The sequence below is a fragment of the Cellulomonas algicola genome, from assembly GCF_019024305.1.
Classification (GTDB): Bacteria; Actinomycetota; Actinomycetes; order Actinomycetales; family Cellulomonadaceae; genus Cellulomonas; species Cellulomonas algicola.
Genome location: NZ_JAHKSJ010000010.1, coordinates 48,888 through 70,113, shown reverse-complemented (window position 1 = coordinate 70,113; position 21,226 = coordinate 48,888). Strand labels below are relative to the sequence as shown.

The window sequence follows — 21,226 nt, the reverse complement described above, 5'->3', positions numbered from 1 at the left end:
GGCCCCCCCCCCCCCCCCCCCCCCCACGGCCCGGCACGACCGACGAGGGGGAGACGTGAGCGTCCCGACCAGCACGACCATCCATCCCGACGACGCCGCCGCCGTGCGGCTCGACCGCGAGCACGTCTTCCACTCCTGGTCCGCCCAGGCGGCGCTCGACCCGCTCGTCCTGGCCGGCGGCTCCGGCTCGCACGTCTGGGACGCGTCGGGCCGCCGCTACCTCGACTTCTCGAGCCAGCTCGTCAACACGAACATCGGCCACCAGCACCCGCGCGTCGTCGAGGCGATCCGCGCGCAGGCGTCGACGCTTACGACGATCGCACCGTCGACCGCGGCGCTCGTCCGCGGCGAGGCGGCGGACCGGGTCCTGGCGCACGCGCCCGCGGGCTTCTCGAAGGTGTTCTTCACCAACGGCGGCGCCGACGCGAACGAGAACGCGATCCGCATGGCGCGCCTGCACACGGGCCGCGACAAGGTCGTGTCGCACTACCGCTCGTACCACGGCAACACCGGCGCGGCCGTCGTCGCGACGGGGGACTGGCGGCGCGTGCCCAACGAGTACGCGCGCGGTCACGTGCACGTCTTCGGCCCGTACCCGTACCGGTCGGAGTTCTGGTCGACGACCCCCGAGCAGGAGGCCGAGCGCGCGCTGCACCACCTGGAGCGCGTGATCCAGTCCGAGGGCCCGACGTCGGTCGCCGCGATCCTGCTTGAGACGATCCCCGGCACGGCCGGCGTGCTCGTCCCGCCGCCCGGCTACCTGCGCGGCGTCCGCGAGATCGCCGACCGGTACGGGATCGTGCTGATCCTCGACGAGGTCATGGCCGGGTTCGGCCGCACGGGGCGCTGGCTCGCGCTCGACGGGTTCGACGTCGTGCCCGACCTCATCACCTTCGCGAAGGGCGTCAACTCCGGGTACGTCCCCGCGGGCGGCGTCATGATCTCCGACGCGATCGCGCGGACCTTCGACGTGCGCGTCTTCCCCGGCGGGCTCACGTACTCCGGTCACCCGCTCGCGATGGCCGCGATCGTCGCGACGCTCGACGCCATGGCCGACGAGGGGATCGTCGACCACGCCGCGGCGGTCGGTCGGGACGTGATCGGCCCTGGCCTGGCCGCGCTCGCCGCCCGCAACCCGCTGGTCGGGGAGGTCCGCGGGCTCGGCGTCTTCTGGGCGGTCGAGCTCGTCCGTGACCGTGCGACCCGCGAACCCGTCGACGCGTCCGTGATCGGCCGGGTCCGCGCCGAGGCCCTCGCCCGCGGCCTGCTGCCGTTCACCGCCGACAACCGCGTGCACGTCGTGCCCCCGTGCGTCGTCACGCCCGACGAGGCCGCGCACGGTCTCGAGATCCTCGGCGACGTGCTCGACGCCGTCGCCGCCGACGTGCTGTGATGCGCGACGGCACGCCCGACCGCCACCCGCACGACCGTGAGCAACCCCAGGGAGACCCGATGAGCACCGCCCCCGTCCGTCCGCGCCGCGCCGTCGTCACGGGGGCCTCGTCCGGGATCGGCGCCGCGACCGTGCGGCGCCTGCGCGCCGAGGGCTGGGACGTCGTCGCGACGGCTCGCCGGGCCGACCGGCTGGAGGCGCTCGCTGCCGAGACCGGTGCGGAGGCGTTCGTCGCCGACGTCACGTCCGACGACGACGTGGCCCGCCTCGCCGCGCACGTCGCCGCGACGGGCGGGCTCGACGCGCTCGTGAACAACGCCGGCGGTGCCCTCGGCCTCGACCCGGTCGAGACCGCCGACCTCGAGCAGTGGCGCACGATGTACGACCTCAACGTGCTCGGCACCCTGCGCGTCACGAAGGCGTTCCTCCCGCTGCTGCGCGAGCGTGAGTCGGGTGACGTCGTCGTGGTCACGTCGACCGCCGCGCACGGCGCGTACGAGGGCGGCGCGGGGTACACCGGCGCCAAGCACGCCGAGCGGATGCTCGCGACGACGCTGCGGTGGGAGATCGTCGGCGAGCCGATCCGCGTGATCGAGATCGCGCCCGGTGCGGTCGCGACCGAGGAGTTCTCGCTCGTCCGGTTCGACGGCGACGAGGCCCGCGCCGCCGCCGTCTACGAGGGGTACCAGCCGCTCGTCGCCGACGACATCGCCGACACGATCACGTGGGCGCTGACCCGCCCGCCGCACGTCAACGTCGACCTCCTCGTCGTCCGCCCGCGCGCGCAGGCGCACAACACCAAGACCGCGCGCACGGGTGTCTGACGGGTCGCCCACCGCCCGTCCCTGTCGGTGGCCGGCCGGGCTCGACCGTCGTCGCGCGGGCAGCCGGGGACCGCTCGTCTCGGGATGCAGGACGGGCGGGGTGCCCCGAGCAGGGCTGGGAGGCGGTTCGTAGGGTGGACGGGTGCCACCGTCCCCTCCGACCGCCGCCGGTCGGGCCACCCCCCGCGCGATGCTCCGACTCCTCACCTGGGCGCGCCCTGCCGTGCCGCGGGTGCTGCTCGGCGGCTGCACCGCCCTCGGCGCGAGCATGCTCGCGCTCGCGGTCCCGCAGGTGCTGCGCGCGATCGTCAACGGGCCGCTGCTGACGGACTCGTCGCGGCGCGGCGTGGTGCTCGGCGCGCTGCTCGTGCTGGGGCTCGGCGTGCTCGAGGCGGTGCTCGTGTGGAGCCGGCGCGCACTCATCCTCACGCCGGGGACGACCGTCGAGCGGGAGATGCGCACGTCGCTGTTCCGGCACCTGCTCGACCTGCCGGTCGCGTTCCACGACCGGTGGTCGGGCGGGCAGCTGCTGTCCCGGGCGATGTCGGACCTCGGAACCATCCGCCGCTGGATGGTCTTCGGGCTCGTGATGCTGCTGGTCAGCGCGACGACGCTCGTCGTCGGCGTCGTGCTCATGGTCGCGACGAGCTGGCAGCTCGGGCTCGTGTACGTCGCCGGCGCGATCCCGATGGTGTGGCTGAGCTTCCGGTTCCGGACCGGCTACCGCGACGTGGCGCGACGCGCCCGCGACCAGGCGGGTGACCTCGCGACGACCGTCGAGGAGTCCGTGCACGGCATCCGTGTGCTCAAGGCGTTCGGCCGCGGGGACGACGCGCTCGACGACTTCGTGCGCCAGGCCGACGAGCTGCGCGAGACCGAGATCCACAAGGCGCGCACGCTGTCGCGCGTGTCGTTCGCGCTCGGCGCGATCCCGGAGGCGGTGCTCGCGGTGTCGCTCGCGGTGGGCGTCACGCTGACCGCGCGCGGCGAGATCACCGTCGGCGCACTCGTCGCGTTCTTCGCGACCGCGGCCGTCGTCAACCAGCCCGTCGAGCGCCTGGGTGCGCTGCTCGCGATGACGCTCGACGCGCGCGCCGCGACCGACCGCTACCTCCAGGTGATCGACACCCCGTCGACGGTCACCGACCCGGCGCGGCCGTCCCACCTGCCGCCGGCCGGCCCGCACGGCGCGCGGCTGGTGCTGGACGGCGTGCGGTTCGGGCACGGCGACGGGCCCGACGTGCTCGCGGGTGTCGACCTCGTCGTCGAGCCGGGGGAGACCGTCGCGCTCGTCGGGCTCACGGGCAGCGGCAAGACGACGCTGCTGCAGCTCGTGCCGCGCCTGTTCGACGTCACCGCGGGCCGCGTCACGGTCGACGGCGTCGACGTCCGCGACCTCACGCGCGCCGAGCTCCGCGCGGCCGTCGGCGTCGCGTTCGAGGACCCGATCCTCTTCTCGACGAGCGTCCGCGAGAACGTCCTGCTCGGCGTCGACGCCGCCGGCGCGACCGACGACCGGCTCACGCGCGCGCTCGACGTCGCCCGCGCCGAGTTCGTGCACGACCTGCCCGACGGCGTCGAGACCGTCATCGGCGAGGAGGGCCTGAGCCTGTCGGGCGGGCAGCGGCAACGCGTCTCGCTCGCGCGCGCGATCGCCGTCCGGCCCCGCGTCCTGCTGCTCGACGACCCGCTCTCGGCCCTCGACGTCACGACCGAGGCGGAGGTGACGCAGCGCCTGCGCGCGGAGCTCACCGGAACGACGACGCTCGTCGTCGCGCACCGACCGTCGACCGTCGCGCTCGCCGACCGCGTCGCGGTGCTGGAGGACGGCCGGATCACCGGCGTCGGCACGCACCGCGACCTGCTGGCCCATCACCCGCACTACCGGTTCGTGCTGACCGCGCTCGCGGCGACCGAGCACGAACCGGTCGACGACGAGGTGGAGGCGGCCCGATGAGCGCGACCACGCTCGACCACCCGACCGCCGACGACGCACGCGAGCGGTCGCGCGAGGCGCGTCGCCGGTCCCTCGTCCTGCTCCGGTCGCTGCTGCACCCGGTGCGTCGGCCGGTGTGGCTCACGGTGGCGCTCGTCGTCGGGTCGCAGGTCGCGGCGGTGTCCGGGCCCGCGCTCGTCGCGTACGGGATCGACCACGCGCTGCCCGCGCTGGTCGACGGGAACAGCACGCCGGTGCTCGCGGTCGCGGCGACGTACCTGGTCATCGCGGTCCTCGGCGGCGTGCTGGTCGCGGCCACCGTGCGCGCGTCGGCCCGCGTGTCCCAGGCGATCCTGCTGGACCTGCGCCGCCGCGTCTTCCGGCACACGCAGCGGCTCAGCCTGGAGTTCCACGAGCGGTACACGTCGGGCCGCATCATCAGCCGCCAGACGTCCGACCTCGACGCGGTGCGCGAGCTGCTCGACGGGGGCGTCACGACGCTCGCCGCGGGCGTCCTGTCGATGGTCCTCACCGCGGTCTCGCTCGCGATCCTCGACCCGCGCTCCGGGCTCGTCCTGCTCGTCGCGGTCGTGCCCGGTGTGCTGCTCAGCCGCTGGTTCCAGCGCCGCTCGCAGGCGCAGTACCGGCGCAACCGCACCGCGGCCGCACGCGTCATCGTGCGGTTCGTCGAGACCATGACCGGCATCCGTGCGGTGCAGGCGTTCCGCCGCGAGCCGCAGGTGCAGGGCGCCTACGACGCGCTGTCGGAGCAGTACCGCGAGTCGAGCGCGGGCTCGATCCGGCTCAACGGGTGGTTCGACTCGGGCCTGGTCCTCATCGGCAACGTCACGGTCGCGACGGTGCTGCTGGTCGGCGGCCTGCGGGCGCTGGAGGGCGACCTCGCGGTCGGCGTGCTCGCCGCCGCCGTGCTGTACGCGCGGCGGTTCTTCAGCCCGCTGCAGCAGATGGCGATGTTCTACAACTCCTTCCAGTCCGCGACCGCGGCGCTCGAGAAGGTGGCCGACCTGCTCGCGGAGGAGCCGTCGGTGCCCGACCCCGAGCACCCCGTCCGTCTGCCGCACGCGCGCGGCGACGTGCGCTTCGACGGCGTGACGTTCGGCTACGGGGACGGCCCGACGGTGCTGCACCGGCTCGACCTGCACGTCCCGCCCGGCCAGACGGTGGCGCTCGTCGGCGCGACCGGCGCGGGCAAGTCGACCGTCGCGAAGCTGCTCACGCGGTTCTACGACGTGCGGACGGGCGCGGTCACGATCGACGGCGTCGACGTGCGCGACCTCGACCCGGTGGACCTGCGCCGGGCGGTCGTCATGGTGACGCAGGAGGCGTACCTGTTCTCCGGGTCCGTGGCCGCGAACATCGCCCTCGGCCGTCCGGGCGCGACACGCGGCGAGGTCGAGGCCGCGGCGCGCGCGGTCGGCGTGCACGACCTCGTCGCGTCGCTGCCCGACGGGTACGACACCGAGGTCGACAAGCGCGGGGTGCGGCTGTCGGCGGGCCAGCGTCAGCTCGTGTCGTTCGCGCGCGCGTTCCTCGCGGACCCCGCGCTGCTCGTGCTCGACGAGGCGACGAGCTCGCTCGACGTGCCCGGTGAGCTGCTCGTGCAGGAAGGGCTCGGCACGCTGCTCGCCGATCGGACCGCCGTCGTCATCGCGCACCGCCTGTCCACCGTGATGGGCGCCGACCGGGTGCTGGTCGTCGAGGGCGGGCGCGTCGTGGAGGACGGGTCGCCGGGCGACCTGGTGGCCGCCGGCGGGCGGTTCGCCGCGCTGCACGAGGACTGGCAGCGCTCGCTCGACCGGGCCTGAGCGGCGTCCCCCGTCGAGCGCCGCTCGGGCGCCTTCACCCGGGACCTGCGGGCAACGTGCCCGCAACGCGCGCGACCTACCCTGACGGCATGGCGACCACCGAGGCAGCACCCGGCCAGGACCTCCCCGCGGACCGGGAGGTGCTCGACTGGGCGCTGTTCGGCGTGGCCGTCCGCGAGCTCGCGCAGACCGTCGTCGACTCGGGCTTCACCCCGGACCTCGTCGTCGCCGTCGCGCGGGGCGGGCTCCCGCCGGGCGGCGCGATCGCGTACGCGCTCGGCACGAAGTCCGTGGGCACGCTCAACGTCGAGTTCTACACCGGTGTCGACGAGCGGCTCGACGAGCCGCAGCTGCTGCCGCCACTGCTCGACACCGCCGCGCTGCACGGTCTGACGGCCCTCGTCGTCGACGACGTCGCCGACACGGGCGAGACGCTCGCGCTCGTGCAGCGGCTCGTCGCCGGGCACTGCGCCGAGGCGCGCACCGCGGTCCTGTACGCGAAGCCGCGGTCGGTCGTCGAGCCGGACTACGTGTGGCGGCGCACCGACCGCTGGATCACCTTCCCGTGGTCGGCGGAGCCGCCGGTCCAGGCCGCCCCGGCCTGACGGCGGCCTACGCCCCTCCGAGCCCCTCCTCGCGCGCCCGCACGATCGCCGCGGACCGGTCGGGCACCGCGAGCTTGGTGAGCACGTTCGCGACGTGGTTGCGGACGGTCTTGGGGCTGAGCGACAGCCGCTTCGAGATGACCGCGTTGTCGAGCCCGGCGGCGACCAGGTGGAGCACCTCGCGCTCCCGGTCGGTGAGCTGCGGGAACGGCACGCGCGTCGCGGCCCGGCCACCGAGCACGTACGACATGGCCCGCTGGGCGACGGCGGGGGACAGGATCATCTCCCCGGCGGCGACGGCCCGGACGGCCCGCTCGACGGCGTCGGGCGGCGCCGACTTCACGAGGTAGCCGCGGGCGCCGGCGCGGACGGACGCGACGACCGCGTCGTCGTCCTCGTGCATCGTCACCACGAGCACCGCGAGGCCCGGCCGGTCGCGCAGCAGGTCACGCGTGAGGTCGACGCCCGACCCGTCGCCGAGGTCGAGGTCCATGAGGACGACGTCCGCCTCGACGCTCCCACCGAGCAGGGTGCGCGCCTCGGCGGCGGACGCCGCCTGACCCGTGACCCGGATGCCGGGCAGCGAGTCGAGCAGGGCGGCCATCCCGATCCGGAAGACGGGGTGGTCGTCGACGAGGACGGCACGGACGGTCACGCGAGCACCCCCTCGGCGCCGACGTCGGCCGCGTCGGACGCCTCCGGCACGAGCGGCAGGACGGCCCGCACCCGCACGCCACCGCCGTCGCGGTCGACCCACGCGACGGACCCGCCGAGCTCCGCGGCCCGCTCGCGCATGGACCGCGTCCCGACGCCGGGCGTCCGGTCGGCAGGCATGCCGTGCCCGTCGTCGTCGCACGTCACCACGACCGTCGCCCCGTGCACCGCGGCGGCGACCGTGCACGTCGCGGCACCGCTGTGCCGGGACGCGTTCGTGACGGCCTCGCTGACGATCCCGTACGCCGCAGCGGCGACCCGCGGGTCGAGCCTGTCGAGCGCGACCGCGTCGACGTCGAGCGTCACGGTGAACCCGGTCGCGGCCGTCCGCCGCGCGAGGTCGTCGAGCGCCGCGGCGAGCCCCTGCTCGTCGAGCACGGGCGGCAGCAGGCTGCGGGACAGCAGCCGCACGTCCTCGACGCGCTGCGTCACCTCGGCCTGGAGCGCGTCGAGCACCGCGGCGGCCGCGGCCGGGTCCCGGTCGAGCGTGTTCCGTGCGCCCTGCAGCCCGAGCCGCAGCCCGGTGAGCCACGGGCCGATCCCGTCGTGCAGCTCGCGCCGGATGAGGGTGCGCTCTGCGAGCCGTGCGCGGGTGGCGGCGTCGCGAGCGCGCACGAGGTCGGCGGTGCCCTGCGCGAGCGCGACGCCCGCGGCGACGACGGGCGCGAGGTGGTCGAGCGCGTCGGTCGAGCGGGCGTCGAGCCGCTCGCCCGGGCGGGCGGTGAGGGCGAGCGAGCCGACCCGTCGCCCGCTGTGCTCCAGCGGCCGCTCGACGGGGGCGGACGTCGCGACGCCCCACGTCGCCTCGACGCCCGGACGCGCGCCGCGCACGGTGACCGACTCCAGCCGCAACGCCTCGCCCAGCGCCCCGGCGAGCCCGCGGAGCAGGTCGTCGGCGTCGGCCGCGGCGGACAGCTGCCGCCCGACGCGCAGCGCCGCCCGTCCCGGAGTGGCCGCCTCGCCGTACACGAGCACGCGGACGCGCCGCCCGAGCCACCCGTGCACGGGCTGGACGGCGGCCGCCACGCCCGCGGCGGCGAGCACCTGCGCGACCACGTGGCTGTCGACGAGCGCGCCGACGCCGACCAGCACGACCGCGTAGACGACGGCGAGCCCGAGCGTCAGCAGTGACGCGACGGCCGCGCGGCTCACCGCGAGGTCGATGCCCCACAGCCGGTTGCGCAGCACGGTCGTGAGCAGCGCGACGGGGAACAGCGCCTGGCACGCGAGGTGGACGAGCGGGACCGCGAGCACGATCTCGAACGGCGTGTCGGCGAACGCGAGCGGTACGAAGGACAGGGCCATGAGCGCGACCCCGGCGGCGAGCAGGCCGAGCCCCGGGCGCTCGGCGACCGGCCCGCGCACCCGCCGCCACCACGTCGCGACGGCCGTGACGAGGCCGACGACGACGGTCGCCACGACCGCACCGGTGTTGTCGGTCTGCGGCAGGAGCAGTCGCTGCAGCGTGAAGACGGCGGTGGTCGCGACGCCCAGCACGAGGCCGGCCCGGTCCCACCACGACGGTCGCGTCTCTCGGACGAGCCACGGCACGACCAGGAACAGGGCCAGCGTGCCGGGCACCCACGCCCAGCTGACGAGCGACGCGACGACGGGCAGCGGCGGCAGCGTCGGGTGCGCCGCGTGGTACGCACCCCAGCCGCTCCCGAGCGTCGCGAGCGCACCGCCGACCCCGGTGACGACGACGAGCCACCCCACGACGTGCGAGCGGCGCGCGACGATCACCGCGCCGACCGTCCCGTAGACGAGCCCGACCATGACGTCGACGGCCGTGAACAGCAGCTCGGGCGTCGCGGGCTCGCGCGCACCGACGAGCAGCAGCACGCCCGTGAGCGTGAGCAGGTAGGTCATGAGCGCGAGCACGACGGCGGTCCCGGGGCGCCCGCCGCGCCGCGCGTCCTCGGCCGTCGTCATGGCGTCACCGTAGGGGCTGCCCGGAGGGGACGGGTACGACCCCGCCCGGGTGAACCGGACGAGGTCGTACCGCTCGTCGTGCGGTGGCACGCGCGTCTCCGCGGGAGTCCGGTGGCAGCGCCGGACGCTCAGCGCCGGTCGCCGAGCGCGAAGCCCAGCGCGACGACGACGAGCCAGATCGGCCCGACGAACCCGGCGAGGTACTGCAGCGGCGAGACGCCGGTGAGGACGGTGAGCGCGCCGAGGACGACGCTGACCCACCCGATCCACTTCGGGGCCGCGGCGTGCCGCAGCGACGCGACGCCGAGCGCGAGGGCGGACAGGCCCGCACCGAGCCACAGCCAGGGGATGGTCGCGACCCAGTCGGTGTAGAACGCGGCGGACTCCGGGACGACCATCGAGGTGTCCTGGAACGCGAACGTGAACTGCGTGTCGAGGCCGCTCCCGAGGAGCATCGCGGCCGCGGTGAGCAGCAGCCCTGCGGCGGCGATCCCGCCGTGCAGCGACCCGGCGGGCGCCTGCTGGTCGAGGCGTCGCCGCAGCCCCGCGCCGAAGATCGGCAGCAGGACGACGGTCAGCGCCGCCAGCACGTGGAACACGAGGAACGTCGACTGCTTGGTCGCGGCGTCCTCGATCATCGCGACGGGGTCGCCGGCGGTCTTCTCCCAGTCGACGCCCGCGGCGAGCGACGCCTGGATCGCGCCGATCGCGAGGGCGCCGGCGGCGACGCCGGTCCACGCCCAGGCGCGGCTGGAGGCCGACCCTGCGCGGCGCGTCGGGGTGGCCGTCGGCTCGGCGGTGGTGCTGGTCATGCGGGTGCTCCTTCGTCTCGGCCGGCGAGGCGTGCCGGCGTCTGACGAGGAGACTCGGCGGGCGGTGCGCCCGGGCACCAGGGCGCGGAGCCCGAGTGCCCGGGCACTTCTCCCGGGCTGCCCGACCGGGGCGCGTCCCGCCGGCCGGGCAGGTGCCGGGCGGGTGCGCCCCGGCGTGGAGCCGTCAGAGATGACGGGCCGCGTACTCGTGCAGCGCGTCGCGGACGAACGTGGCGCCCTGCTCGCCGCCGTAGTTCTTCGCGAACCGCGGGTCCGCGACGTACATGTCGGCGAGCCCGACGACGTACTCGCGGACGGGCGCGGTGCCGTGCCCGGGCGTGCCGGGGATGCCGCCGAGCCACGCGACGTGCCGCCGCGCGAGCTCCTGCGCCTCGTCGGACACGGGGTCGACGCCCGCCTCCGCCGCCGCGCCCCAGTCGCGACCGAGCTGCGCGGCCTCCTCCTGGAACTCGCGCTTCTGCTGGTCGGACAGGCCGCGCCACCAGGTGTCACCCTGCGCGTACGCGTCCTTGCCCCAGCGCTGCTCGACCTCGTCCTTGTACTGCGTGTGGTCGAAGCCGTCGAACATCTCGTCGGCCATGATCGGTTCTCCTTCCTGCCGTGCGGTCAGGGTCCGCTCGACGGACGCGGCCTGCCGGGCGAGCCGGCGCTGCTCGTCGCGCAGCCAGGCGAGGTGCCGCCGCAGCGCGGCGGTCTCGTCCTGCTCGCGGGCCAGCACCCGGCCGATGTCGGTGAGCCCGAGCCCGAGGTCGCGCAGGAGCAGGATCCGCTGGAGCCGGACGAGGGCGTCCTCGTCGTACCAGCGGTACCCGTTCTCGCCGACCCGGCTGGGCTCGAGCAGCCCGATCTGGTCGTAGTGCCGCAGCGTGCGGCTCGTGGTGCCCGTCAGCCGGGCGACCTCCTGGATCGAGGCCTCCACCGCGTCCTCCCGTGGCGTTCCCTGTGTGGTCCTGATCCACGGTAGGAGTTGACGCGGCGTCAAGGTCAAGCGCGCGACGCGACCTCGTCGTGGTGGGTCGGGACGAGCCGCCGCAGGACCTCGTCGCGCAGCGCCGCGGGGGAGTCCACGACGGCGACCGCGCCGGCGGCCTCGAGCTCGCCCGGGGCGGCGTAGCCCCAGGTCACGCCGACGCACGCGACGCCGTGCTCGGCCGCGCCGTGCACGTCGTGCTCCCGGTCGCCGACCATGAGGGTCACCGCCGCCTCGGGCCGGTCGGCGAGCGAGTCGAGCGCGCGCGCGATGACGTCGGCCTTGGTCGAGGTCTCGTCGAGCGGTGCGCCGAACACGCCGTCGACGAGGTCCGCCAGCCCGAGCCGGTCGCAGATGGGCCGGGCGAACACCTCGGGCTTGGCCGTCGCGACGACGAGCGTCAGCCCTGCGGCGCGCAGCTCGCGGAGCACGTCGGGGATCCCGTCGAACACCGTCGCGTCGTACATGCCGATGTCCGCGAACGCCGTCCGGTAGGCGTGCACGACCTCCTCGACGCGGTCGGCCGGCACCCCGTGCGCGCGCAGGGAGTCCCAGATGGGCGGGCCGACGAAGGACCGCAGGACGTCGTCGGGCGGGACGGGCAGGCCCACCGCGCGGTAGGCGGCGCGGACCGACGCGGTGATGCCGGGCGCCGAGTCGAGGAGGGTGCCGTCGAGGTCGAGGAGGACGAGGGGCATGCACCGATCCTCTCCCGGGTCACCGAACGCCGCCGGGCCGTCCGTCCCGGGCCGTAGGGTGGCCGCCGTCGGCCTGCCGCGACGAAGGGACGGACATGACCAGCGAGGACGCACCCCGCGTGCGCGTGAACCAGGTCGGCTACCTCACGCACGGGCCGAAGACGGCGACGCTCGTCACGGACGCGACGGAGCCGGTGGCGTGGCGGCTGCGCGACGGCGACGGTGCCGTCGTGGCCGAGGGGGAGTCGGTCCCGCGGGGTCACGACCCGTCGGCAGGCCTCGACGTCCACGTGATCGCCGTCGACGTCGTCGTGGCGCCCGGGAACGGCTACGTGCTCGAGGCCGACGGCGCGACGAGCGACCCGTTCGCGGTCGGCGCCGACCTGTACGACGACCTGCGCGTCGAGTCGATCGTCGTCTTCTACGGCCAGCGCAGCGGCGTCGCGATCGAGGAGGACCTGCTCGGCCCCGGGTACGGGCGCGCCGCGGGGCACGTCGACGTCGCCCCCAACCGCGGCGACGGCGCGGTCCCGTGCCTGCCCGCCGGGCACGCGACGACGGCGGACGGCGTCGACCTCTACGACGGCTGGACCGGCGACTACACGCTCGACGTGACCGGTGGCTGGTACGACGCGGGCGACCAGGGCAAGTACGTCGTCAACGGCGGCATCGCGGTCGCCCAGCTGCTGGGCCTGTACGAGCGTGCGGTGCGCACCGGCACGGACGACGCGCTCGGCGACGGCTCGCTCCGTGTCCCCGAGCGCGGGAACGGCGTGCCCGACGTGCTCGACGAGGCCCGCTGGGAGCTCGAGTGGATGCTCCGCATGGTCGTGCCCGACGGGCAGCCGTACGCGGGCCTCGTGCACCACAAGGTGTCCGACGAGCGCTGGGTGCCGCTGCCGACGCTCCCCGCCGACGACCCGCAGCCGCGCTACCTGCACCGCCCCTCGACGGCGGCGACGCTCAACCTGGCGGCCGTCGCCGCACAGGGCGCCCGCGTCCTCGCGCCGCACGACGCGGCCTTCGCGGAGCGCCTGCTCGACGCGGCACGCGCGGCCTACGACGCCGCCGCGACGCACCCCGTCGTCCTCGCACCCGACACCAACACGCTCGAGAACGCCGGGAGCGGACCGTACGACGACCTCGACGTCGACGACGACCGCCTCTGGTCCGCGACCGAGCTCTACCTCACGACGGGAGAGGACCGCTACGCCGCGGACCTGCGCGCCAACCCGTACCGCCTGGGCGGTGAGCGGCCGGCGTTCCGGCCCGAGGGGTTCGACTGGAACCACGTCTCCGCGTGGGCGCGCCTGCAGCTCGCGACCGTCGAGAGCGCGCTGCCCGAGCGGTCGCTCGTGCGCGCGTCCGTCGTCGACGCCGCCGACGCGCTGGTCGAGCAACAGGCCACCCAGCCGTTCGGCCTCCCCTACGTGCCGTCGAACGGCCGCTACGACTGGGGCAGCAACGGGCTCGTCCTCAACAACCTCGCGATCCTGGCCGCCGCGCACGAGATCACGCGCGACGACCGCTACCGCGACGCCGTGCTCGGCGGCGTCGACTACCTGCTGGGCCGCAACGCCCTGGGCCTGTCGTACGTGACCGGCTTCGGGACGCGCGACGTCCGCAACCAGCACAGCCGCTGGTACGCGCACGCGCTCGACCCCGACCTGCCGCCCCCGCCGCGCGGGACCGTGTCGGGCGGCCCCAACTCCGACTGCCCCGACCCGGTGTCGGCCGCGCTCGCGGGCAGCCCGGCGCAGCAGTGCTTCGTCGACGACGTCCACGCGTACGGCGTGAACGAGATGACGATCAACTGGAACTCGGCGCTCGCGTGGGTGGCGTCGTACCTGGCCGGGCTGGGAGACGGTGGCCCTGCCCGGGACCCGGGTGCGGTCGCGGCCGACAAGCCCGACGAGGAGCGCGTCGGCGCCGACGGCTGACGCACCGCGCACCACCGCAGCTCGGCGCGGATCGGACCAATCCCGCGTCCTACAACGATGTACATCTCTCGCACAACGTTGTAGATTCCGGACTCGGCGCTTCTTCGCGGCATCGCCGCCGCCCGCGCCCTGTCCTGCGTCCGACGTCGCACCAGGAGTACCGATGGCCCGTCGCCCCGTGCGCGCCGCCCTCACGGCCGCCGCCCTGACCCTCGCGCTCGGAGTCACGAGCGCCCCCGCCGCCCAGGCGCACCGCCGCCCGGCCGAACCGCCCCCGCCGACCTTCCAGGACGTCTCCGTGCACGACCCGTCGGTCGTCACGTCGGGCGACGACATCTGGGTGTTCGGCAGCCACCTCGCCGCCGCCAAGACCGACGACCTGCTGCACTGGGAGAAGGTCGCCGACGGCGCGAACGCGGACAACCCGCTGTTCGACGACGTCCGTGCCAACCTCGCCGAGACGTTCGCCTGGGCGCAGACCGACACCCTCTGGGCGGCCGACGTCATCCAGCTCCCCGACGGTCGCTACGCGATGTACTACAACGCCTGCAAGGGCGACTCGCCCCGCTCGGCGATGGGGATCGCGGTGAGCGACGACGTCGACGGCCCGTACGTCGACCAGGGGATCTTCCTGAAGTCAGGGATGTGGGACGAGCCGTCCGACGCCGTCGACGGCGCGATCTACGACGCCCGCGTGCACCCCAACACCGTCGACCCGGACGCGTTCGTCGACGCCAAGGGCACCTGGTGGCTCGTCTACGGGTCATACTCGGGCGGCATCTTCATCCTGGAGCTCGACCCGTCCACCGGGAAGCCGGTCGAGGGTCAGGGCTACGGGAAGCACCTCGTCGGTGGGAACCACAGCCGCATCGAGGGCCCGACCGTCATGTACGACACGAAGACCCGGTACTACTACCTCTTCCTGTCGTTCGGCGGCCTCGACGCGAACGGCGCGTACAACGTGCGGGTCGCCCGCTCGAAGAGCCCCGACGGCCCGTACCTCGACGCCGCGGGCAACGACATGGCGCAGGTGAAGTCAGACCCGACGAAGCCGCTGTTCGACGACGCGTCGATCGAGCCGTTCGGCACCAAGATCCTCGGCAACCACCTGTTCGCGCGCGAGATCGGCGACCCCGGCGAGGGCCCTGGAACCGGCTACCTCTCGCCGGGTCACAACAGCTGGTACCGCGACCCGGAGACGGGCGAGACGTTCCTCGTCTTCCACGCGCGCTTCCCCGGCAAGGGCGAGCAGCACGAGGTCCGCGTGCACCAGATGTGGATGAACTCCCAGGGCTGGCCCGTCCTCGACCCGTACCGCTACGCGGGCGGCGACGACCGGCGCGTCGAGCGCAAGGACGTCGCGGGGGAGTACGCGCTCGTGACGCACGACAAGGCCCTCACGGCCGACCAGCGCCGCGCGACCCCCGTCACGCTCACGGCCAACGGCAAGGTCACCGGCTCGCTCACCGGCAAGTGGTCCCTCACGGGCAAGAACCAGGCCCGGATCGACGCGGGCGGCACGCGCTACGACGGCGTCTTCACGCGCTCGTGGCAGCCGGACCAGGCCCGTTGGGTCGTGACGTTCTCCGTGCTGTCCCGCGGCGGCGTGACGCTGTGGGGCAGCGCGGTCCCGTCGCTGACCGCGAAGCAGGCCGTGGACGCGGTCGTCGCCGACCTCGACCTCGGGGACACCTCGGGCGTCGTCGCGGACCTCGCGCTGCCGACCACCGGCACCCACGGCACGACGGTCACGTGGGCGTCGTCCGACCCCGCGGTCGTGTCGACCACGGGCGACGTGACCCGCCCCGAGACGGGCGCAGGCGACGCGCACGTCACGCTCACCGCGACGGTCCGCAACGGCAAGGTCGTCAGGACCGCGACCTTCGACGTCACCGTCCTGCAGCGCGTGGCCGGAGGCGTCGTCGGCTCGTGGTCCTTCGAGGGCGACCTCGCCGACGGCACGGGGACCCACGCCCCCGCCACGACGACCGGCCCGCGGCTCGACCAGGCCGGCGGCCAGGTCACGTACGTCGCCGACGGCGCGCGCGGTCAGGCCGCGCACCTCAACGGCACCTCGGGCGTCCGGCTGCCCGACGGTCTCGTCTCCGGCTCGACGTGGTCCGCGTCGATGTGGCTGCGCCCGCAGGCGCTCACGCCGTACACGACCGCGTTCTTCGCGGCGCGCGACGCGGACAGCTGGGTCAGCGTGGTCCCGCGCGGCCACGACGGCGTCGGCGGCTCGACCATGGTCTGGTCGGGCGCGCAGTGGTACGACGCCGGCACGGGCACGCAGATCCCGGTCGGCGAGTGGAGCCACGTCGCGGTCACGGTCGACGGCGGCGACGTGGTCGTCTACGTCGACGGCGAGGCGCGCTACACCGGCACGGGCTTCCCCGACGTGCTCACGACGACGACGGGCACGTTCGCGCTCGGCGTCAACTGGTGGGACACGCCCTTCCAGGGCGACGTCGACGAGGTGTCCGTCTGGAGCTCGGCGCTCACCCCGACGGAGGTCGCCGCGCTCGCGACGCGCTGACGTCCGACCGCGGCCCGGTCGTCACGCCCTCCCGTGACGGCCGGGCCGTGGCCTGCGCGGACGCATTCGCGGTGGCGGACCTCCCGGGACGGGTCGGTAGACTCACGCCCACAGGCGTCGACCCGGCCATCACCGGCGAGCCTCCGGAAGAACAGGCTCCGACCCGCCCGGCGGGGACGAGCCCCAGTAGAACCGGACGGGGCAGGCCCGTCACAGCCGCAGCAGAGAGGTCGACGACCCCGCGAGGGGGAGCCGGCAAGCGAGGTGGTACCGCGGTCGTCCCCGCACCCGGGGGTGGTCGTCCTCGCGGCCGTGAGCGAGATCGACCAGGAGACCCGACGGTGACCACCGCACCGCGCTACCCGCTGCACCGCCCCGACCAGCCCGTGCCCGCGTCGCCGGACCTGCCCGGGCTCGAGCGCGACGTCCTCGCGCACTGGGACGCCGACGGGACGTTCCAGGCGTCGATCGACCAGCGCGACGCGGGGGAGGACGGCAGCAACGAGTTCGTCTTCTACGACGGCCCGCCGTTCGCGAACGGCCTGCCGCACTACGGCCACCTGCTCACCGGCTACGCGAAGGACGTCGTCCCGCGCTTCCAGACGATGAAGGGCCGCCGCGTCGAGCGCCGGTTCGGCTGGGACACGCACGGCCTGCCCGCGGAGCTCGAGGCGCAGCGGCTGCTCGGCATCACCGAGAAGGCGCAGATCGACGAGCTCGGCATCGCGAAGTTCAACCAGGCGTGTCGCGAGTCGGTGCTCAAGTACACGGGCGAGTGGCGCGACTACGTCACGCGTCAGGCGCGCTGGGTGGACTTCGACCACGACTACAAGACGCTCGACGTCACCTTCATGGAGTCGGTGATCTGGGCGTTCAAGCAGCTTCACGACAAGGGCCTCGCGTACGAGGGCTACCGGGTCCTGCCGTACTGCTGGGTCGACGAGACGCCGCTGTCGAACCACGAGCTGCGCATGGACGACGACGTGTACGCGTCGCGCCAGGACCCCGCGCTGACCGTCGGACTCCGCCTGGAGAGCGGCGAGCTGCTGCTCGTCTGGACGACGACCCCGTGGACGCTCCCGAGCAACCTCGCCGTCGCGGTCGGCCCGGACGTCGAGTACGTGGTCGTCGAGCCCGCGGCGGACTCGCCGTTCGGCCAGGCGCACCCGGGGGAGCGCGTCATGCTCGCAGCGGCGCGGCTCGCCGCCTACCAGCGCGAGCTCGGCGAGGCGACGGTCGTCGAGACCGTGACGGGCACCGACCTCGTCGGCCGCTCCTACACGCCGCCGTTCGACTACTTCGCGGGCCACGAGCACGCGCACCGCGTGCTCGCCGCGGACTTCGTCACGACCGACGACGGCACCGGCGTCGTGCACCTCGCGCCCGCGTTCGGCGAGGACGACATGGTCGCGTGCGACGCGGCGGGCATCGCGCCCGTCGTGCCGGTCGACGCGCGTGGGCGGTTCACGGCCGAGGTCGGCGACTACGCCGGCCAGCAGGTCTTCGAGGCGAACAAGCCGATCATCGCGGACCTCAAGGCGGGCTCGGGTCCCCTCGCGCGCGTCGACGCCGCGCAGCGGTCCGTCGTCGTGCGCCACGAGACGTACGACCACTCCTACCCGCACTGCTGGCGCTGCCGGAACCCGCTGATCTACAAGGCCGTGTCGTCGTGGTTCGTGCGCGTCACGGAGTTCCGCGACCGCATGGTCGAGCTCAACCAGGAGATCACCTGGACGCCCGAGCACATCAAGGACGGCCAGTTCGGCAAGTGGCTCAGCAACGCGCGCGACTGGTCGATCAGCCGCAACCGGTACTGGGGCACGCCGATCCCGGTGTGGGTGTCGGACGACCCGCTGCACCCGCGCGTCGACGTCTACGGCTCGCTCGCGGAGCTCGAGGCGGACTTCGGCCGCCTGCCCGTGAACGAGGCCGGTGAGCCCGACCTGCACCGCCCGTTCATCGACGACCTCACGCGCCCGAACCCGGACGACCCCACCGGCCGTTCGACCATGCGCCGGATCCCCGACGTGCTCGACGTGTGGTTCGACTCGGGCGCGATGCCGTTCGCGCAGGTGCACTACCCGTTCGAGAACGCCGACTGGTTCGAGCACCACTACCCGGGCGACTTCATCGTCGAGTACATCGGGCAGACGCGCGGCTGGTTCTACACCCTGCACGTCCTCGCGACGGCGATCTTCGACCGCCCGGCGTTCCGCAACGTCATGTGCCACGGGATCGTCCTCGGCGACGACGGCCGCAAGGCGTCGAAGTCGCTGCGCAACTTCCCGGACCCCGTCGTCATGTGGGACAAGTACGGCTCGGACGCGGTGCGCTGGTCGCTCATGTCGAGCCCGATCCTGCGCGGCGGGAACCTCGTCGTGACCGAGGAGGGCATCCGCGACGGCGTGCGCCAGGTGCTGCTGCCGCTGTGGAGCACGTACTACTTCTTCACGCTGTACGCGGGTGCGGTGCGCGGCGGGGAGGGGCTCACGGCCCGACGCGTCGACGAGTCGTCCGTGGGGTCGCTCGCGACGATGGACCGGTACGTGCTCGCGCGCACCCGGTGGCTCGTCGACGACGTCACGCGCCACCTCGACGCGTACGACATCGCGGAGGCGTGCGAGGCGGTCCGCGACCACCTCGACCTCGTGACCAACTGGTACGTGCGCACGCAGCGCGACCGGTTCTGGGACGAGGACCAGGCGGCCTTCGACACGCTGTGGACGGTGCTCGAGGTGCTCACGCGCGTCATGGCGCCGCTCGCGCCGCTCGTCACGGAGGAGATCTGGCGCGGCCTGACGGGCGGGCGCAGCGTGCACCTCACCGACTGGCCGACGGCCGCCGACGTCGTGGCGACGGACGTGGGCTTCGAGTACACCGAAGCCGAGCTCGTCGCGGCCATGGACCGCGTGCGCGAGGTCGTGTCGACGACGCACGCGCTGCGCAAGGCCCGGCAGATCCGCGTGCGCCAGCCCTTGCGCGGCCTGCGCGTCGTCGTGCCGCACCCCGAGTGGTTCGGCCCGTTCGTCGGTCTGATCGCGTCCGAGGTCAACGTCCGTGAGGTCGAGGTCCTGGGCCTGCACGACGCCGACGCCGCCGACCTGGGCGTGAGCGCGCAGCTCGCCGTGAACGCGCGTGCGGCCGGCCCGCGCCTGGGTCGTGCCGTGCAGACCGTCATCAAGGCCGCGAAGGCGGGTGCGTGGGAGCAGACGCCCGACGGCGTCGTCGTCCGCACCGACGACGGCGAGGTCGCGCTCCAGGAGCACGAGTACACGGTGACGACGGTCGTCGAGCAGCGCGAGGGGGTCGACCTGGCCGCCGCGGTGCTGTCGACCGACGGGTTCGTCGTGCTCGACGTGGCCCTGGACGACGAGCTGCTGGCCGAGGGGTACGCGCGCGACGTCGTGCGGCAGGTCCAGGACGCCCGCAAGGCCGCCGGGCTCAACGTCGGCGACCGCATCCTCCTCACGCTCGACGTGCCGCGCGAGCACGTGGCCGACGTCGAGACGCACCGCGACACCATCGCGCACGAGACGCTCGCGGTGAGCGTCACGGTCAACCCGTCGGCCGCCGACGCGGTCGGGGTCCACGTCGAGGCCGTCGAGGCGGGCGGGTACGAGGCATGAGCAAGGGATCCGAGCACCTGCGCGCCGAGCAGGAGCGCGCCGCACGGGAGGCCGCCGACGAGGTCTACCGCGCCATCCTGTCGCGCGCTCCCGAGCACGACATCGACCCGACGCTCGACCGCGTGCGCGCGGTGTGCGAGCTGCTGGGCGACCCGCAGCGCGCCTACCGGACCATCCACCTCACGGGCACCAACGGCAAGACGTCGACGAGCCGCATGGTCGAGCGGCTGCTGCGCGAGCACGGCCTGCGCACGGGCCGGTTCACGAGCCCGCACCTCACGCGCGTGACCGAGCGCATCGCGATCGACGGCGAGCCGATCAGCGACGAGCGGTTCGTCGAGGTGTGGCAGGACGTCGCGCCGTACGTGCACCTGGTCGACCAGCGGTCGGCGGAGAAGGGCGAGCCGCGGCTGTCGTTCTTCGAGGTGTTCACGGTCATGGCGTTCGCGGCCTTCGCGGACGCGCCCGTCGACGTCGCCGTCGTCGAGGTGGGCCTGGGCGGCCGGTGGGACTCGACGAACGTCGTCGACGGCGAGGTCGCGGTCATCACGCCGATCGCGATGGACCACGAGCGCTACCTCGGCGACACGCTCGTCGAGATCGCGTCCGAGAAGTCGGGCATCGTCAAGGACGGGGCGACGCTCGTCCTCGCGCAGCAGACCGAGGACGTCGAGGGCGTGGTGCTGGCTGCGGCGGCCGAGCACGGTGCGCGCGTCGTGCGCGAGGGCGTCGAGATCGCGGTGGTCGACCGGCAGGTCGCGGTCGGCGGGCAGATGCTGACGCTGCGCGGGCTCGGCGGCGTCTACTCCGAGGTGTTCCTGCCGCTGCACGGCGCGTTCCAGGCGCACAACGCGCTGCTCGCGCTCGTCGCGGTCGAGGCGTTCCTCACCGGCGGCGCGGCCCTCGACGGCGACGTCGTCGGGGCCGCGTTCGCCGACGTCACGTCGCCGGGCCGCCTCGAGGTCGTGCGGTCGAGCCCGACGGTCATCGTCGACGGCGCGCACAACCCCGCGGGCGTCGAGGCGCTCGTCGCGTCCCTCGAGGAGGCGTTCGCGTTCCAGCGCGTCGTGGGCGTCGTCGGCGTCATGGCGGACAAGGACCCGGAGGGGATCCTGTCGGTGCTGGAGCCGGTGCTGGCGGAGATCGTGGTGACGCGAGCACCGACGTCGCGCGCGCTCGACCCGCAGGACCTCGCGGAGGTCGCGTACGACGTGTTCGGCGAGGACCGCGTGCACGTCGTCGAGCGGCTGGACGAGGCCGTCGACCTCGCGGCGTCGCTCGCGGAGAGCGAGGTCGAGCGCGGGGCCGCGGTGCTCGTCACCGGCTCGATCGTCCTCGTCGCGGAGGCCCGGATCCTCCTGGGGCGCCCCTGACGGGTCGTCGCATCCCGCAC

The 21,226-nt window shown here is 74.3% G+C and carries 14 protein-coding genes; 9 read left to right on the top strand and 5 right to left on the bottom strand.

Features of this window, described 5'->3' with window-relative positions; all coding sequences use genetic code 11:
- Positions 1-55: 55 nt before the first annotated feature.
- The 5 genes from KOV94_RS09460 to KOV94_RS09440 all read left to right on the top strand — a co-directional run bounded on the left by KOV94_RS09460 (position 56) and on the right by KOV94_RS09440 (position 6,584).
- A complete protein-coding gene (locus KOV94_RS09460) occupies positions 56-1,393 on the top strand; it encodes an aspartate aminotransferase family protein (RefSeq protein ID WP_218051893.1) in 1,338 nt (445 codons plus the stop codon).
- 59 nt (positions 1,394-1,452) lie between these two features.
- Positions 1,453-2,217 (top strand): SDR family oxidoreductase, encoded by a 765-nt coding sequence (locus KOV94_RS09455; protein WP_124344566.1) that lies wholly within the window; start codon positions 1,453-1,455, stop codon positions 2,215-2,217.
- Between the two features lie 190 nt (positions 2,218-2,407).
- Positions 2,408-4,174 (top strand): ABC transporter ATP-binding protein, encoded by a 1,767-nt coding sequence (locus KOV94_RS09450; protein WP_218051892.1) that lies wholly within the window; start codon positions 2,408-2,410, stop codon positions 4,172-4,174.
- On the top strand, positions 4,171-5,979 hold the full coding sequence (locus tag KOV94_RS09445; protein WP_162351623.1) for an ABC transporter ATP-binding protein: 1,809 nt from the start codon (positions 4,171-4,173) through the stop codon (positions 5,977-5,979). Before KOV94_RS09450 ends, KOV94_RS09445 begins: the two co-directional genes overlap by 4 nt.
- A gap of 89 nt (positions 5,980-6,068) precedes the next feature.
- Positions 6,069-6,584: a phosphoribosyltransferase gene (locus tag KOV94_RS09440; protein WP_124341099.1), complete on the top strand. Its 516-nt coding sequence runs from the start codon at positions 6,069-6,071 to the stop codon at positions 6,582-6,584.
- A gap of 7 nt (positions 6,585-6,591) precedes the next feature.
- Here the strand turns inward: KOV94_RS09440 and KOV94_RS21230 are convergent, their stop codons facing one another.
- The 5 genes from KOV94_RS21230 to KOV94_RS09415 form a co-directional block, all read right to left on the bottom strand.
- Entirely contained in the window at positions 6,592-7,239 is a 648-nt protein-coding gene (locus KOV94_RS21230; protein WP_124341098.1) for a response regulator, read from the bottom strand.
- A complete protein-coding gene (locus tag KOV94_RS09430) occupies positions 7,236-9,230 on the bottom strand; it encodes a sensor histidine kinase (RefSeq protein WP_124341097.1) in 1,995 nt (664 codons plus the stop codon). Before KOV94_RS09430 ends, KOV94_RS21230 begins: the two co-directional genes overlap by 4 nt.
- Before the next feature lie 128 nt (positions 9,231-9,358).
- Positions 9,359-10,042: a hypothetical protein gene (locus tag KOV94_RS09425; RefSeq protein ID WP_124341096.1), complete on the bottom strand. Its 684-nt coding sequence runs from the start codon at positions 10,040-10,042 to the stop codon at positions 9,359-9,361.
- Between the two features lie 184 nt (positions 10,043-10,226).
- Positions 10,227-10,982, bottom strand: coding sequence for a MerR family transcriptional regulator (locus KOV94_RS09420; RefSeq protein WP_124341095.1), 756 nt, complete (start codon positions 10,980-10,982; stop codon positions 10,227-10,229).
- Between the two features lie 65 nt (positions 10,983-11,047).
- Positions 11,048-11,731 (bottom strand): HAD hydrolase-like protein, encoded by a 684-nt coding sequence (locus tag KOV94_RS09415; RefSeq protein WP_124341094.1) that lies wholly within the window; start codon positions 11,729-11,731, stop codon positions 11,048-11,050.
- Between the two features lie 95 nt (positions 11,732-11,826).
- Here KOV94_RS09415 and KOV94_RS09410 point away from each other — a divergent pair, with 95 nt between their 5' ends.
- The 4 genes from KOV94_RS09410 (at position 11,827) to KOV94_RS09395 (ending at position 21,206) form a co-directional block, all read left to right on the top strand.
- Positions 11,827-13,671, top strand: a complete 1,845-nt coding sequence (locus KOV94_RS09410; protein ID WP_218051891.1) for a glycoside hydrolase family 9 protein — start codon at positions 11,827-11,829, stop codon at positions 13,669-13,671.
- Positions 13,672-13,834: 163 nt separating this feature from the next.
- On the top strand, positions 13,835-16,207 hold the full coding sequence (locus KOV94_RS09405; protein WP_218051890.1) for a LamG-like jellyroll fold domain-containing protein: 2,373 nt from the start codon (positions 13,835-13,837) through the stop codon (positions 16,205-16,207).
- Positions 16,208-16,548: 341 nt separating this feature from the next.
- On the top strand, positions 16,549-19,833 hold the full coding sequence (ileS, locus tag KOV94_RS09400) for an isoleucine--tRNA ligase (RefSeq protein WP_218051889.1): 3,285 nt from the start codon (positions 16,549-16,551) through the stop codon (positions 19,831-19,833).
- Entirely contained in the window at positions 19,830-21,206 is a 1,377-nt protein-coding gene (locus KOV94_RS09395) for a bifunctional folylpolyglutamate synthase/dihydrofolate synthase (RefSeq protein ID WP_218051888.1), read from the top strand. Before ileS ends, KOV94_RS09395 begins: the two co-directional genes overlap by 4 nt.
- Positions 21,207-21,226 lie beyond the last annotated feature (20 nt).

What these genes read in the sequence shown, in the direction of transcription:
- KOV94_RS09445 (WP_162351623.1), top strand. Translation starts at nt 4,171, where the DNA reads ATGAGCGCGACCACGCTCGACCACCCGACCGCCGACGACGCACGCGAG.
- KOV94_RS09405 (WP_218051890.1), top strand. Translation starts at nt 13,835, where the DNA reads ATGGCCCGTCGCCCCGTGCGCGCCGCCCTCACGGCCGCCGCCCTGACC.
- KOV94_RS09425 (WP_124341096.1), bottom strand. Translation starts at nt 10,042, where the DNA reads ATGACCAGCACCACCGCCGAGCCGACGGCCACCCCGACGCGCCGCGCA.
- KOV94_RS09455 (WP_124344566.1), top strand. Translation starts at nt 1,453, where the DNA reads ATGAGCACCGCCCCCGTCCGTCCGCGCCGCGCCGTCGTCACGGGGGCC.
- KOV94_RS09430 (WP_124341097.1), bottom strand. Translation starts at nt 9,230, where the DNA reads ATGACGACGGCCGAGGACGCGCGGCGCGGCGGGCGCCCCGGGACCGCC.
- KOV94_RS09440 (WP_124341099.1), top strand. Translation starts at nt 6,069, where the DNA reads ATGGCGACCACCGAGGCAGCACCCGGCCAGGACCTCCCCGCGGACCGG.
- KOV94_RS09410 (WP_218051891.1), top strand. Translation starts at nt 11,827, where the DNA reads ATGACCAGCGAGGACGCACCCCGCGTGCGCGTGAACCAGGTCGGCTAC.
- KOV94_RS09415 (WP_124341094.1), bottom strand. Translation starts at nt 11,731, where the DNA reads ATGCCCCTCGTCCTCCTCGACCTCGACGGCACCCTCCTCGACTCGGCG.
- KOV94_RS09395 (WP_218051888.1), top strand. Translation starts at nt 19,830, where the DNA reads ATGAGCAAGGGATCCGAGCACCTGCGCGCCGAGCAGGAGCGCGCCGCA.
- KOV94_RS09450 (WP_218051892.1), top strand. Translation starts at nt 2,408, where the DNA reads ATGCTCCGACTCCTCACCTGGGCGCGCCCTGCCGTGCCGCGGGTGCTG.